This window comes from Flavobacterium sp. FG139, from assembly GCF_057809695.1.
In genome coordinates, this window is sequence record NZ_JBMDKL010000010.1 from 1 (window position 1) to 14147 (window position 14147).

Annotated in this window: 12 protein-coding genes; 3 read left to right on the forward strand and 9 right to left on the reverse strand. The window is 36.9% G+C overall.

The features are described from left to right. A partial coding sequence (locus ACODSI_RS09705) for a T9SS type B sorting domain-containing protein (protein ID WP_488916650.1) occupies window positions 1-290 on the forward strand: 290 nt, incomplete at its 5' end. A gap of 194 nt (window positions 291-484) precedes the next feature. On the opposite strand, the gene ACODSI_RS09710 is transcribed toward ACODSI_RS09705, so the two are convergent. Then, complete coding sequence (locus tag ACODSI_RS09710) at window positions 485-1681, reverse strand: pyridoxal phosphate-dependent aminotransferase (protein WP_488916651.1); 1197 nt, start codon at window positions 1679-1681, stop codon at window positions 485-487. Window positions 1682-1822: 141 nt separating this feature from the next. Here ACODSI_RS09710 and ACODSI_RS09715 point away from each other — a divergent pair, with 141 nt between their 5' ends. After that, the gene (locus ACODSI_RS09715) at window positions 1823-3118 is read left to right on the forward strand and encodes a retropepsin-like aspartic protease (protein WP_488916652.1); all 1296 of its coding nucleotides are present in this window, start codon (window positions 1823-1825) and stop codon (window positions 3116-3118) included. A 33-nt stretch (window positions 3119-3151) separates the two neighbouring features. On the opposite strand, the gene ACODSI_RS09720 is transcribed toward ACODSI_RS09715, so the two are convergent. Further along, on the reverse strand, window positions 3152-3583 hold the full coding sequence (locus ACODSI_RS09720) for a DUF1573 domain-containing protein (protein ID WP_488916653.1): 432 nt from the start codon (window positions 3581-3583) through the stop codon (window positions 3152-3154). A gap of 299 nt (window positions 3584-3882) precedes the next feature. Here ACODSI_RS09720 and ACODSI_RS09725 point away from each other — a divergent pair, with 299 nt between their 5' ends. Continuing rightward, the gene (locus tag ACODSI_RS09725) at window positions 3883-6513 is read left to right on the forward strand and encodes a valine--tRNA ligase (RefSeq protein ID WP_488916654.1); all 2631 of its coding nucleotides are present in this window, start codon (window positions 3883-3885) and stop codon (window positions 6511-6513) included. 57 nt (window positions 6514-6570) lie between these two features. Here ACODSI_RS09725 and ACODSI_RS09730 read toward each other — a convergent pair whose 3' ends face one another. From ACODSI_RS09730 to ftsH, 7 genes are all read right to left on the reverse strand, one after another. Next, entirely contained in the window at window positions 6571-8793 is a 2223-nt protein-coding gene (locus tag ACODSI_RS09730) for a M20/M25/M40 family metallo-hydrolase (RefSeq protein ID WP_488916655.1), read from the reverse strand. A gap of 127 nt (window positions 8794-8920) precedes the next feature. Next, window positions 8921-9691 carry a superoxide dismutase gene (locus ACODSI_RS09735; protein WP_488916656.1) on the reverse strand — a complete coding sequence of 257 codons (771 nt, stop codon included), beginning with the start codon at window positions 9689-9691 and terminating at the stop codon, window positions 8921-8923. A 2-nt stretch (window positions 9692-9693) separates the two neighbouring features. After that, on the reverse strand, window positions 9694-9966 hold the full coding sequence (locus tag ACODSI_RS09740; protein ID WP_488916657.1) for an acyl-CoA-binding protein: 273 nt from the start codon (window positions 9964-9966) through the stop codon (window positions 9694-9696). Further along, window positions 9967-10617 carry a phosphatidylserine decarboxylase family protein gene (locus tag ACODSI_RS09745; protein ID WP_488916658.1) on the reverse strand — a complete coding sequence of 217 codons (651 nt, stop codon included), beginning with the start codon at window positions 10615-10617 and terminating at the stop codon, window positions 9967-9969. Further along, window positions 10607-11497, reverse strand: coding sequence for a phosphatidate cytidylyltransferase (locus ACODSI_RS09750; protein ID WP_488916659.1), 891 nt, complete (start codon window positions 11495-11497; stop codon window positions 10607-10609). Before ACODSI_RS09750 ends, ACODSI_RS09745 begins: the two co-directional genes overlap by 11 nt. Before the next feature lie 2 nt (window positions 11498-11499). Beyond that, window positions 11500-12099, reverse strand: a complete 600-nt coding sequence (locus ACODSI_RS09755; RefSeq protein ID WP_488916660.1) for a lactate utilization protein B/C — start codon at window positions 12097-12099, stop codon at window positions 11500-11502. Window positions 12100-12212: 113 nt separating this feature from the next. Further along, window positions 12213-14144: an ATP-dependent zinc metalloprotease FtsH gene (gene ftsH, locus ACODSI_RS09760; RefSeq protein WP_488916661.1), complete on the reverse strand. Its 1932-nt coding sequence runs from the start codon at window positions 14142-14144 to the stop codon at window positions 12213-12215. Between the last annotated feature and the right edge of the window lie 3 nt (window positions 14145-14147).

Sequence of the window (14147 nt, forward strand, 5' to 3'; positions counted from 1 at the left end):
TGATATTAACAGGAGTTCAAATTATTGATTATCCGCATTATTTTACACCAAATGGTGATGGAATAAACGATACGTGGAACGTAATTGGATTACAAAACCAACCTACAGCTAAGATTTATATCTTTGACCGCTACGGCAAACTGATCAAAGAAATCAGTCCGCAGAGTCCGGGTTGGGATGGAACCTACAACGGTAATTTAATGCCATCGACCGATTACTGGTTTAGAGTAGATTATAGTGAGGCTAATGCCCTAAAAGAATTTAAAGCGCACTTCTCCTTAAAACGATAAATTATACTACATGTACAAAAAAAGGATTCCGATTGGAATCCTTTTTTGTGTACTAAAGTTGGCAGCCTAGCCCTGATGGTAGTGGCATCCTTTAGCATAAAAAAAGCTCCCAAATCAGGAGCTTTTTTTATGCTAAAGATAGAACGAACAGCAGGAATACGGACTCCAAGAAAGCCCAAGCCATTCGCTGCTTATTATTTGGAATTGTAGACTTTTAGAGCTTCTTTGAGAATTTCAACTGAGCGTACCAAATCTTCTTTTTTCAATACATAGGCAATGCGGACTTCATTCAAACCAACATTTGGAGTAGAGTAGAAGCCAGCAGCTGGCGCCACCATTACGGTTTCGCCATTCAAATCATAAGACTCTAGAAGCCATTGTGCGAAATTATCAGCATTGTCAACTGGAAGTTGAGCGATGCAGTAGAAAGCACCTTTTGGAGTGCCCACTTTAACGCCTTCAATTTTATTTAGCTCAGAGATTAAAATGTCTCTACGTTCTTTGTATTCTTCGATAACTTCGGTGAAATAACTTTGCGGTGTTTCGAGAGCGGCCTCACTAGCAATTTGAGCAAAAGTTGGTGGACTCAAACGCGCTTGCGCAAATTTCATAGCGGTTGCCATTACTTCTTTGTTTTTAGAGACGATACATCCAATTCGAGCGCCACACATGCTGTATCTTTTAGAAACTGAATCAATCATGATGGCGTTTTCTTCAATGCCTGGAACATTCATTACCGAGTGGTGTTTTTCGGTTTCATCGTAAATGAATTCGCGGTATACTTCATCAGCAATTAGGAATAAATCGTGTTTCTTTACGATTTCAGCCAATTGTTGAATTTCTTCTTGAGAATACAAATATCCAGTTGGATTTCCAGGATTACAGATAAGAATAGCCTTGGTTTTAGGCGTAATTAATTTTTCAAAAGCAGCAATTGGAGGCAATGCAAATCCGTCGTCAATAGTAGAAATTACAGGAACCACTTTCACACCAGAAGCGGTTGAAAATCCGTTATAGTTGGCGTAAAAAGGTTCTGGAATAATGATTTCATCATCCACATCCATGGTGCTTCCCATGGCAAAAAGTAAGGCTTCAGAGCCCCCAGTTGTGATGATGATATCGGCCACTTCAATGGGTAAACCGTGTGACTTATAATAGTGTGATAATTTGGTACGGTAACTTTCAAACCCAGCAGAATGACTGTATTCTAATACCTTAATATCCGCATTTTTCACGGCATTTAAAGCGACTTCTGGAGTTTTAATATCGGGTTGACCAATATTTAAATGGTATACTTTATGTCCTTTTTTCTTAGCAATATCAGCATAAGGAACCAATTTTCTAATTGGTGATTCGGGCATTTGTTTTCCTTTATTTGAAACTTTTGGCATAATTGAAAATTTAGTTGTGCAAATTTGCAATTTTTTATTGTATAAATTGTCAAAAATGAATTTTCAAGTTAAAAATAATTCTTAAATTTATGAAAATTATCATTGATGCAGAACCGACTTATTCTTGTTTGTTTTTTATTTATGTTTCACTTTGGAATTTCACAAAACGGATTTCAGATTGAAAGCCATCGAAATAAGACCTCCATTCCGTTTAAGTTTATAAATAACTTGATCATTATTACCATTCATGTTAATGGTACTCCTTTAAATTTTTTGTTGGATACCGGTGTAGAAGATTCGGTTTTGTTTAGTGTTGATGATACGGATGGTGTTAGTTTTTCTAACATTGAAAAAATAAGGATTAAAGGATTTGGAAGTAATGAAGCTTTTGATGCTTATAAATCGGCCAAAAACACCTTATCCATCAAAAATTATGTCGATCATGATCATACGTTGTACTTGGTGTTGGATCAAAATATCAATATTTCTTCCCAAATAGGTGTGCCCGTAAACGGCATTATTGGGTATCAGTTTTTTAAAAATTGTTTGGTCAAAATTGATTATACGGCTAAACGAATTACGCTTTATAGAGATAAACCCAAAAGTTTGGAAAAGAGCACTAAATCTTTTGCCAAATTTCCGTTAGAGTTTATCGACCATAAACCCTATTTGAGCTGTAATGCTTTCTTTGAAAAGGATGCGGAACCTCTTGTGTCAAAACTGCTTATTGATACGGGTAACAGTGATGCTATTTGGTTTTTTGATAAGAATGACTCCAAAATTGTCGTTCCCAAAGCCAGTTTTGAAGACTTTCTAGGAAGAGGGTTTAGTGGTGACGTTTTTGGAAAACGCGGCAGAATCTCCACGGTTGCCATTGGAGCTTTTGAATTTAAAAACCCTTTAGCTGCTTTCCCCAATTCGGAGGCGACGACTACCATAGATAAAATAAACGGTAGATTAGGTTCGATAGGCTCTGAAATTATGCGGCGTTTTACGGTGATTTTTGATTACAAATCGAACATGATTTACCTGCAAAAAAACAATCAGTTTGAAGAGCCTTTTAACTTTAATATGTCGGGACTCGATGTGCAGCACCAAGGGTTGCAATGGATTAAGGCAGATTACGAAGATAATCCAGCTATCAGTAATAATCTTTTTGATGCTGACGGTAACAAAATTGCCAATAACTTGAAATACAAATTTGAGTTGAAACCTATTTATGTTATTGCCAATGTTAGAAAGAATTCGCCTGCTGATGTTGCTGGTTTTCAAAAAGAAGATGTTATTGTAAAAATAAATAAAAAAGATGCTTTTACGTTTACTTTAGAACAAATCAACGATTTATTGAAATCCGAAGAAGGCAAAATTATTACTTTTGTAGTCGATCGAAAAGGTAAATTGTTGACCTTTTCTATTGTTCTTAAAAATATTTTATAAAAAAAACGCTCACAAGTTGTGAGCGTTTTTTGTTTATTGCATCGGACCTGTTTTTTTCTTGTCCAGTAAATTGACTTCTTGTTTTACAATCACTTCGCCTTTTATCTTTAGGGCAACCAAGCCGCCTTCTACATTGGTTGCGTTGGTTTCAACGGTGATGGTTTTTCGAATCGGACCCGGATTCATGTTGTATTTTACCGTAATAAAATCAGATTTTCCCGGCATAATTTCTCCTGTTGGTTTACTCGGCACCGTACAACCACACGTAGAACGAACGTCTTTAATAATCAATGGCGCATCGCCTGTATTGGTGAATTGGAACTTTCGTACTCCATCGTCGGCATCTTTGGTAACCGTTCCATAATCTATCGTATTATCTTTGTCTTTAAACTCAATCTTGGGACCGGTTTGCGCAAAGGCCAAGCTGTTTATCAAAACAATTGCAGTAAATATAATTTTTTTCATGAGGTTAAATTTTTAGCATGATTGGTTTAGTAAAATTACGACTTTAAATTAATCAGCAAAATTTTAATTCTTAATTTTTTATAAAAGCACTTATTACTTACTTTTGCAGGAGTACAAAAAACATACCAAACTTATTTAGAAGCGAATGGCTCGGGATTTATCGGTAATGCCTTTTCCCGCTTTTCATTAAACAAGGTATCATTTCAATCGGGGCTAGAGGGCTATTGTATTGCCTTCTTGTGCTGTAGTTGAAAACCACAGTACGCTAATTAGACGTTAACTATATTTAAATACAATACATGATTCCTGCACAATTCAATGCCAAAGAAGTAGAACAGAAATGGTACGACTACTGGATGAAAAACGATTATTTCACTTCCAAACCCGACCATAGAACGCCGTATACCATTGTAATTCCACCACCCAATGTGACTGGAGTCTTGCACATGGGACACATGCTCAACAACACCATTCAAGATGTTTTGATTCGTCGTGCGCGTTTGAAAGGATTCAATGCCTGTTGGGTACCTGGAACCGATCATGCTTCTATTGCTACTGAGGCTAAAGTAGTGGCTAAGCTCAAAAGTGAAGGTATCAACAAGAACGATTTGACGCGTGAGGAGTTTTTAAAACACGCTTGGGATTGGACCAACAAATATGGCGGAACGATTTTAGAACAATTGAAACAATTGGGTTGCTCTTGTGATTGGAGTCGAACCAAGTTTACTATGGACGAAGACATGTCGGCTTCGGTTATTCATTCGTTTGTTGATTTGTATAACAAAGGCCTAATCTATCGTGGGTACCGCATGGTAAACTGGGATCCAGAAGCTAAAACGACTTTGTCTGACGAAGAAGTAATCTTTGAAGAGCGTCAAGGTAAATTGTATTTCTTACAGTATCAAATTGAAGGTTCAACCGATTTCTTAACGGTTGCGACTACACGTCCGGAAACTATTTTTGGCGATACGGCTATTTGTATTAATCCAAATGACGAACGTTTTGCCCATTTAAAAGGAAAGAAAGCCATTGTACCGATATGTGGTAGAGTAGTGCCTATAATTGAAGATGACTATGTGGATGTTGCATTCGGAACGGGTTGCTTGAAAGTGACTCCGGCTCACGATATGAATGATAAAACGTTGGGTGAAAAACACAATCTTGAAATCATCGATATTTTTAATGATGATGCTTCCTTAAATTCGTTTGGGTTGCATTATCAAGGAAAAGATCGTTTTGTCGTTCGTGAGGAAATTGCTCAAGAGCTAGAACAAATAGGAGCTTTGGCCAAAACCGAAACGCATTTGAATAAAGTAGGTACTTCTGAACGAACCAAAGCAGTAATCGAACCACGATTGTCAGACCAATGGTTTTTAAGTATGGAAGAGTTGGTAAAACCTGCCATCAAAGCCGTTCTAGAAACCGAAGAAGTAAAGTTATACCCATCACGTTTTAACAATACCTACAAACATTGGTTGGAAAACATACGCGATTGGAATATTTCACGTCAATTGTGGTGGGGACAACAAATTCCGGCCTATTATTATGGTGATGGTAAAGAAGATTTTGTAGTGGCTACTACTAAAGAAGCTGCCCTAACGTTAGCCCAAATCAAAACGGGTAATTTGATGTTGCAACCCTCCGATTTGCGTCAAGATGCTGACGCCTTGGACACTTGGTTCTCTTCTTGGTTGTGGCCGATGGCTGTTTTTGGTGGGATTTTGCATCCCGAAAACGAAGATTATAAGTACTATTACCCAACTAACGATTTAGTAACGGGTCCCGATATTTTATTCTTTTGGGTAGCGCGTATGATTATTGCGGGTTATGAATATGCCGGTGAAAAGCCTTTTACCAATGTGTATTTAACCGGATTGGTTCGTGATAAACAACGTCGTAAGATGTCTAAATCATTGGGGAATTCACCAGAACCTTTGGAGTTGATCGAAAAGTTTGGCGCTGACGGTGTTCGTGTGGGATTGCTTTTAAGTGCTTCTGCCGGAAACGATATCATGTTTGACGAGGAATTGTGTCAACAAGGAAAAGCTTTCTCTAATAAAATCTGGAATGCTTTCAAATTGATTAAAGGTTGGGACGTTTCGGATTCGATTGTGCAACCCGAATCGTCTAAAGTAGCCATCGAATGGTATGAAACCAAGTTGCAACGCACCTTAATTGAAATCGAAGAAAACTTTGATAAATACCGTATTTCTGATGCCTTGATGGGCATTTATAAATTGGTTTGGGACGATTTCTGTTCGTGGTTTTTGGAAATGATCAAACCAGCGTACCAACAACCTATCGATAAAGCTACTTTTGAAAAAGCGATTGAAATGTTGGAAAACAACTTGAAATTGTTGCATCCTTTTATGCCGTTTTTGACGGAAGAAATTTGGCAGCACATTGCCGATAGAACCCCAGAGCAAGCCTTGATTGTTGCTGAATGGCCGCAAGCCAAAACTTTTGATGAGCAACTGATAGCCGATTTTGATTTTGCTATGGACGTTATTTCCGGCATCAGAACCATTCGAAAGGATAAAAATATACCGTTTAAAGATGCGATCGATTTAAAAGTAGTGAATACTGAAAATGCTTCCACTTATTTTGATGCAGTAATCTTGAAACTTGGGAACCTTGTATCTTTAGACTATGTCACGGATAAAGTGGATGGGGCGTTGTCCTACAGAGTAAAATCGAATGAATACTTTATACCGATTACTGGAACTATTGATGTGGAAGCTGAAATTACTAAATTAACGGATGAATTAAATTACACTAAAGGTTTCTTAAAATCGGTACAAGCCAAATTATCTAACGAGAAGTTTGTTAACGGTGCCCCTGAAAAAGTTCTTGAAATGGAACGCAAGAAAGAGGCCGATGCTTTAGCCAAAATTGCCACTATAGAACAGAGTATTGCTGGTTTAAAATAATTAAAAAAGTCCTGAGAAATCAGGACTTTTTTATTACAAACTATTTTTAGTAGTACGTTATTCAAATTTTACTTTAACAGTTTGATTCACGCCATCACGAATGAATGTTACGTCTAATTCGTCTCCTGGGTTTATTTTAGATAGGGCGTCCATATAGCTGTATACTTCTTTAACTTCGGTAGTTCCGATTTTCGTGATGACATCACCTTCTTTGATTCCGGCTTTTTGTGCGGCACGGTTTTCGGTTACGCCATCTACATGTAAACCATCAGGATGCTCGGTATAATCGGGCATAATTCCCATAGTCACTTTGTATTTGGGTCTGGTTTTACCTGCGTTTACTTTGGTTTTGATGAACGGAACTTGGTCCAATTGTGCTACCTCGTTAGCCGTTCTAAAAGCATAATCGACAATATTGGTCACGCCAGTATAATTGATTTTGTCTTCGTCATCACTTGGTTTGTGGTAGTCGGTATGCGTTCCGGTGAAGAAATTTAATACCGGAATGTCTTTCAAGTAAAAGGAAGTATGATCGGTTGGGCCAACACCACTTTCTTCCATTGTGACATTGAATCCGGCTGGTTTATTTTTCTCTATTATGGTTTTGAATTGCGCTGATGTACCTACACCGCCCACAATCAAGTCTTTGGTTTTGCTCAATCTTCCAATCATGTCCATATTAATCATGGCTACTACATTTGGGTATTTTGCTTTTAAAGTTTCGGCCATGTGTTTAGAGCCTATCAAACCGTCTTCTTCACCCGAGAAAAAAGCAAAAATGTAATTGGCTTTTTCGGTAGTTTTATTTTTGGAAAACATGCGCGCTAATTCTAAGACTCCAGCAACTCCAGAGGCATTATCGTCGGCACCATTGTGGATTTCACCTTTAGAATTTGGCTTGGTAGAATTGTTGTGTTCGTTTAATCCTAAATGGTCGTAATGCGCTCCAATTACAATTGTTTTGGAAGCTTTATTGTCTAAATAGGCAATAACGTTTCTGCCGGTATTGCTACTGCTGTTTTCCGTAATGGAATCGTTAGGACTTTGTCTAACCTTATACTCAAATTTTTGCAAATATCTTTTTCCTTCATAAGGTTTTAATCCGAGTGCTTTTAATTCGGCGGTCAAATAATCGGCGGCTTTTTGTTCGCCTACCGAACCTGTTAATCGTCCTTTTAAGTCGTCTGAAGCCAAGTAGGAAATGTGTTTTTTAAGCAATTCGGGTTTCGCTATTTCAGTGTCGTCAGAATCCACCCAATCTGCTATGAAGACATTGGTTTCACGAGCCGCATTTTGCATACGATTGCTCGACCAAACTAATTTTTTTCCATCGGGAGAAAACATTGGAAAAGCATTGAATTCGCTTTCCCAAGTGATTTGTTTCAAATGGGTTCCATCGATATTTATCATGTACAATTGAAAGTCGTACCCACGAGTAGAATGATGGTTGGAAGAAAAGATGATTTTTTTATCTGAGGGATGAAAAAACGGTGCCCAATTGGCTTTGCCCAAATGCGTAATTTGTTTGATGTCTGAACCGTCTACATTGCAGGTATAAATTTCCATTTCGGTTGGCGCCACTACATTGTCTTTCAACAAAGCTTTGTAATCGGCAATTTCTGCTTCTGTTTTTGGGCGTGACGAACGGAACACTAATTTTTTACTGTCGTGCGAAAAGAAACTTCCGCCATCATAGCCCAATCCGAAGGTAATTTGTTTCAAATTGGTTCCATCTATATCCATGGTCCAAAGTTCTAAATCGCCCGAACGAGTAGAGGTGAAGGCAATTTTCTTTCCGTCAGGCGAAACCACTGCCTCAGCATCATATCCTGGTGAATTGGTCAATTGTTTTACAATCGTTCCGTTTAAATCGGCCATATAAATATCAAATTCGGGATAAACTGCCCATAGGTATTTGCCATCGTGTGGTTTGGGAGCAGGAGGACAATCTGGACTTGCAGCATGGGTAGAGGCATAGATGATGTGTTTTCCATCGGGCATGAAATAGGAACAGGTAGTTCTTCCTTTTCCGGTAGAAATGAGTTTCAAATTTTCAGAAGAATAGGTTTTGCTTTGCAAATCATACATATAAATTTGATCGCAAGGAATATTGGCTTTTGGATTGGTCACTTGCATGGTGAGCATGTTGCCATTCGGACTGAAATAGGCTTCGGCATTATCGCCACCAAAGGTTAGTTTTTGAATGTTTTTTAGATTTTTCTCTTGCCCTAAAGCAGTGCAAGTAAATATGAGGAATGCTAGTTTGACAACAGAATTCATTTTTATAATTGTTGAATACATATATTTTGGATTAAAATAGAATTGATTTTTAGACTGTAAAGATAACGAAATGCCTTTTTTAAGAATAGGTTCTGGCATTAAAAAATCCGCAATACGCGGATTTTAATTATTTTGCAATAGCTTCTTCATACCGTTCGCCAACTCTTTTCCAGTTGATTGTTGTGAAGAATGCTTCGATGTATTTTTTTCTTTTGTATTGGTAATTCAAATAATAGGCGTGTTCCCATAAGTCGATAGCTAAAATAGGAGTTCCTGCTACTTCGGCTCTTGGCATCAACGGATTGTCTTGGTTGGGCGTTGTAGTGATCTGTAATTTTCCCGATTTGTCTACAATTAGCCATGTCCAACCCGAACCAAATTGTTTGTTGGCGGCATCTTCAAATTGTGTTTTAAAGGCTTCAAACGATCCAAAATCTTTATTGATGGCGCTAGACAAAGTATCTGTTGGTTTACCATCTGCTTTCGGACCGATAACATCAAAAAACAGGGTATGATTGTAATAGCCACCAAGATTGTTTCGTAAATCGGCATTGTTCATATCCAATTTTCTAAAAACATCTTCAATGGGAATATTTTCTAATTCGGTACCCGCAAGGGCTTTGTTGAGATTGTTGGTATACGTGAGATAATGTTTAGAATAGTGAATCTCCATGGTCATAGCGTCTATACTTGGCGCTAAGGCATCGTATCCGTAACTGAGTTTGGCAACTTCAAAAGCTCCAGCCTCGGCTTTTACATCTTCTGGTGAGCCAATAGTTATTTTTTCTGCAGCCGTTGGAAGCGGTACTTCGACTACTTCGGTATATTTTTTTCTTTTACACGAACCTATTGAAAGCGCTAAAAGAGCACAGAATAAAAGGAAGGTTATTTTTTTCATACCTATTTCTTTTTTGCTAATGAAGTAATGGCTTCTATGTATAGTTCTTTACATTCGTCTTGAGTGAGGTGGCTAATTTGCATCCAAGCATTCATTTTGAACGCATTTCTCAAATCGTAAATAGGGTAGATTCTACTGGTAATGGTGCCGTGAGTTGATTGTTTATACAGCGCATAAAGGCGTAATTGCACATCCTGCGGTAACTCGGCTTGAGTCATCGTGTTGGCCAATTCTACGGCTTCATCAAAGCGTGTATTTAAATCTTTTTCTTGCATTTATTTGATGGCAATAATGGTTTTGTTGCCCACTGCTTTTTGTCCAATTTTAACTTGCACATCGGTTCCTAAAGGAAAGTACAAATCGACACGAGAACCAAATTTGATGAATCCGGCATCATCACCTTGGCGTACATTCATACCTTCTTCGGCATAATTTACGATTCGTTTTGCCAAAGCCCCTGCAATTTGTCGGTACATGATTTCTCCAAAAATGCGATTTTCAATTACTACAGTTGTGCGTTCGTTTTCTGTACTGGCTTTTGGATGCCATGCTACTAAATATTTTCCAGGGTGGTATTTGCTGTATTTTACTTTTCCACTGGTCGCATAGCGTGTCACATGAACGTTAATAGGCGACATGAAAATGGAAACTTGAAGCCGTTTGTCTTTAAAATATTCAGGTTCAAATACTTCTTCAATTACCACTACTTTTCCATCTACTGGAGCTGTGATGTGATTGTCATTAACGATTAACAATCGGTTTGGATTTCTGAAAAACTGTAATACAAGCAACAGCAATATCAGAAGAGTATATTGAATGGGTTTTAGAATCCAAGGATTGGAAAAAGCATAAGGACTTGCCAATAATAAAATGACAAATAATGCCAGTGAAATTAAAATAATTTTGAAACCTTCTTTATGAAACATAATTTAAAATTTGATAAAACAAAAATACAAATGGTGCTACAAATATAACACTATCTAAGCGATCTAAAATACCACCATGGCCTGGCATTATTTTTCCACTGTCTTTAACTCCAGCAATTCGTTTGAATTTGGATTCGATTAAGTCGCCTATAGTACCTAATACTCCAACAATTAAAGCAATGGAACACCAAATTAGAATGGATCGTTCGCTAAATTTAGGGCTTGCTTTTATGAAGAATTTTGAGATTAAAAATCCAGCTAAAACAGCAAAAACAATACCTCCAAGAAAGCCTTCAATGGTTTTTTTAGGTGAGATACGTTCTAATAATTTGTGTTTTCCTATTGATTTTCCTACGATATAAGCAAAGGTATCGTTGGTCCAGATTAGAATGAATAATCCAATGATGATTTTGGGATTGTAGTCTTTAACTCCGAATGAAATTTTGGTAATAAATACAAATGGGAGGATGATATATCCTAGTAAATACAGGTATTTAGAAGAAGTACTCACTTTTTGGATGGAATCGTAAAACAAAAAAATGATACACTTTATAGAAACCACTATTGTAATCGCTAATAATACAATGTTTAAATTATTAAGATTAACAGCGATGTTGTACTTACCATTAAAATTTTGGTTTAAAAAGAATTCGGTTTCTTTTCTGTACACACTAATTAGGGCGATGGTTGTGTATACTAATGCCGAAAAAATAATAGGGAAGACCTTATTAATTTGCACTAAATTACAAAATTCATACACTGCAATCAGAAGAAAAATTCCAAATAAAACAAAGAAACTTTCTGTTGAAAAAAGAATAGAAGCTAGTAATAACAGTATGTATACTGTACCAGAAATTGCTCGCTTTAAGGTTTCATTCATTATTATAAATCTTCTAAAAGAAGTAAGTATAGATTTTTAGCACAACTGCCATAGGTTAAGAAATCTTCTTCTTGAACTTTTTCAAAGTATTTTATAGTGGTAATGTTGGTAGGATAATCTTTATCGTATTTCTTTTTAATCACGCGCAACCCATCGCTTTTAGACTCTAGAATTTGACTGGTTGTGGCTAAAATAACGATGTTATCAGGCAGTTCGTTTGGTTTTTTTTGTTTGATTTGATTCGATGAAAACAGCACTGAGCCTTCATCTGCAATCAGATTTTCACAACTAGCAAAAAAGAATTTCGGACTTGTCGGATTGGTATACGTTAGTTTATTTTCGTCTAGTAGGTTAAAAAGTTTTGATTCATAGCACAATACTTCGCTTTCAAACCAATCGTTTTCTTCTAAAATATTTTCGAATTGTTCTTTAACTTCAGTAAGGTTTTCACAATAAATAAATTTACCGCCATTTTTCTTAAAATTGAAGGTAAATAAATCGTCAACCGGAAGATTAGAAGGTTTTGGAGCGTTATATTCACTTTGGTTTTCCTCATCGGAAGCATCATTGCCAGTACCAAATATTTTTCTGAATAGACTCATAGTATGGTGTAAAAATCTTTATTTATTATTTGAAAACTTTCAAAGATAAAAAAATCTTAATTCAAAAACATTTTTTGAATTAAGATTTTTAAATTTTTATTAGTTCTGATGTATTATGCAGGAAACTCAGTGTTTTCTTCGAGGTCTTTTTTAAATAATCTTCTACCAAAAATGGTTTCTAAATCATCTTTGAAAATGACTTCTTTTTCAATTAAAATATCGGCAAGTTGCAATAACTTATCTTTATTTTCTTTTAGAATTTCGATAGCTCTTTGGTACTGACCTTCAATTAACGTTGAAATTTCTTTGTCAATAGTCATGGCTGTATCTTCAGAATAAGGTTTGCTGAAATTGTATTCGCTTTGGCCTGATGAATCGTAATAGGTTACGTTTCCTAACTTTTCGTTCAATCCATATATGGTTACCATAGCACGAGCTTGTTTGGTTACTTTTTCCAAATCGGACAAAGCTCCAGTTGAAATCGTGTCAAAAATCACTTTTTCAGCAGCACGACCTCCCATAGTAGCACACATTTCGTCTAACATTTGATCGGGTCTTACAATTTGTCTTTCTTCTGGTAAATACCAAGCTGCACCCAAACTTTGCCCTCTAGGGACAATAGTAACTTTAATAAGCGGTGCCGCATGTTCTAACATCCAGCTTACGGTAGCATGACCCGCTTCGTGTACGGCAATAGCTCTTTTTTCGTCGGGAGTTACAATTTTGTTTTTCTTTTCTAAACCACCTACTATACGGTCTACGGCATCTAAGAAATCTTGTTTGTCAACAGCCGATTTATTATTTCTAGCGGCAATTAAAGCTGCTTCATTACATACGTTTGCAATATCGGCACCTGAAAATCCAGGTGTTTGTTTGGCTAAAAACTCAGTATCCAGCCCTTCTACTTTTTTAAGTGGTTTCAAATGCACTTCAAAAATTTCTTTACGCTCTCTAATGTCTGGTAAATCTACATAAATCTGTCTGTCAAAACGACCAGCACGCATCAAGGCTTTGTCTAACACATCGGCTCTGTTAGTTGCAGCTAGTACGATAACGTGAGTATTCGTTCCGAAACCATCCATCTCTGTAAGTAACTGGTTCAGTGTGTTTTCACGTTCGTCGTTTCCGCCAGACATATTATTTTTACCTCGAGCTCTACCTACTGCATCAATCTCATCGATGAAGATAATCGCAGGAGATTTTTCTTTGGCTTGTTTGAATAAATCTCTCACACGAGAAGCACCTACACCCACAAACATTTCCACAAAATCGGAACCTGATAAGGAAAAGAACGGTACTTTGGCTTCACCAGCAACTGCTTTTGCTAGTAATGTTTTTCCAGTTCCCGGAGGCCCTACCAATAAAGCTCCTTTAGGAATTTTTCCTCCCAATACGGTATATTTTTCAGGGTTTTTAAGAAATTCTACAATTTCTTGTACTTCTTCTTTGGCGCCTTCCAATCCAGCCACGTCTTTGAAGGTTGTTTTTATTTCTGAATTTTCATCAAATAATTTGGCTCTTGATTTCCCGATATTGAAGATTTGACCTCCGCCACCGCCAGCTCCACCGCCAGACATTCTTCGCATAAAGTATAACCAAACTCCAATTAAAAGAATGATTGGTAAGAAGTTTCCAATGTATTCGGACCAGTCGCTTCTGGTTTTGAAATCAAAAATCTTTAATTTTTTTTGTTTGACAGCGTCGTCCAATTTCTTTTGAAAAAGTTCGTCGTTTCCTGTGTCAAAAGTATAATGAGGTCCTTTGTTAACCCCACCAAAAAGAGGGTCTTTGGCTACTTTACTATTGGCTTTGTCTTTTAAGGCCGCTTTCGTTAAATACGCTTCAGCTTCCACTTTGTTGTATACAATTACTTTCTCAATTTGTCCTTTGTTTAAAAGTTCGTCAAATTTGGAAGAAGATATTTTTGTTGGATCTTGGATGCTGCCGCTGTTGAATATGTTTAATAGAATAAACATAAAAATGATGGCTCCTGAAATCCACCACGGACTAAATTTTAATCCACCTGGTTTTTTATTTTCTGACATTAT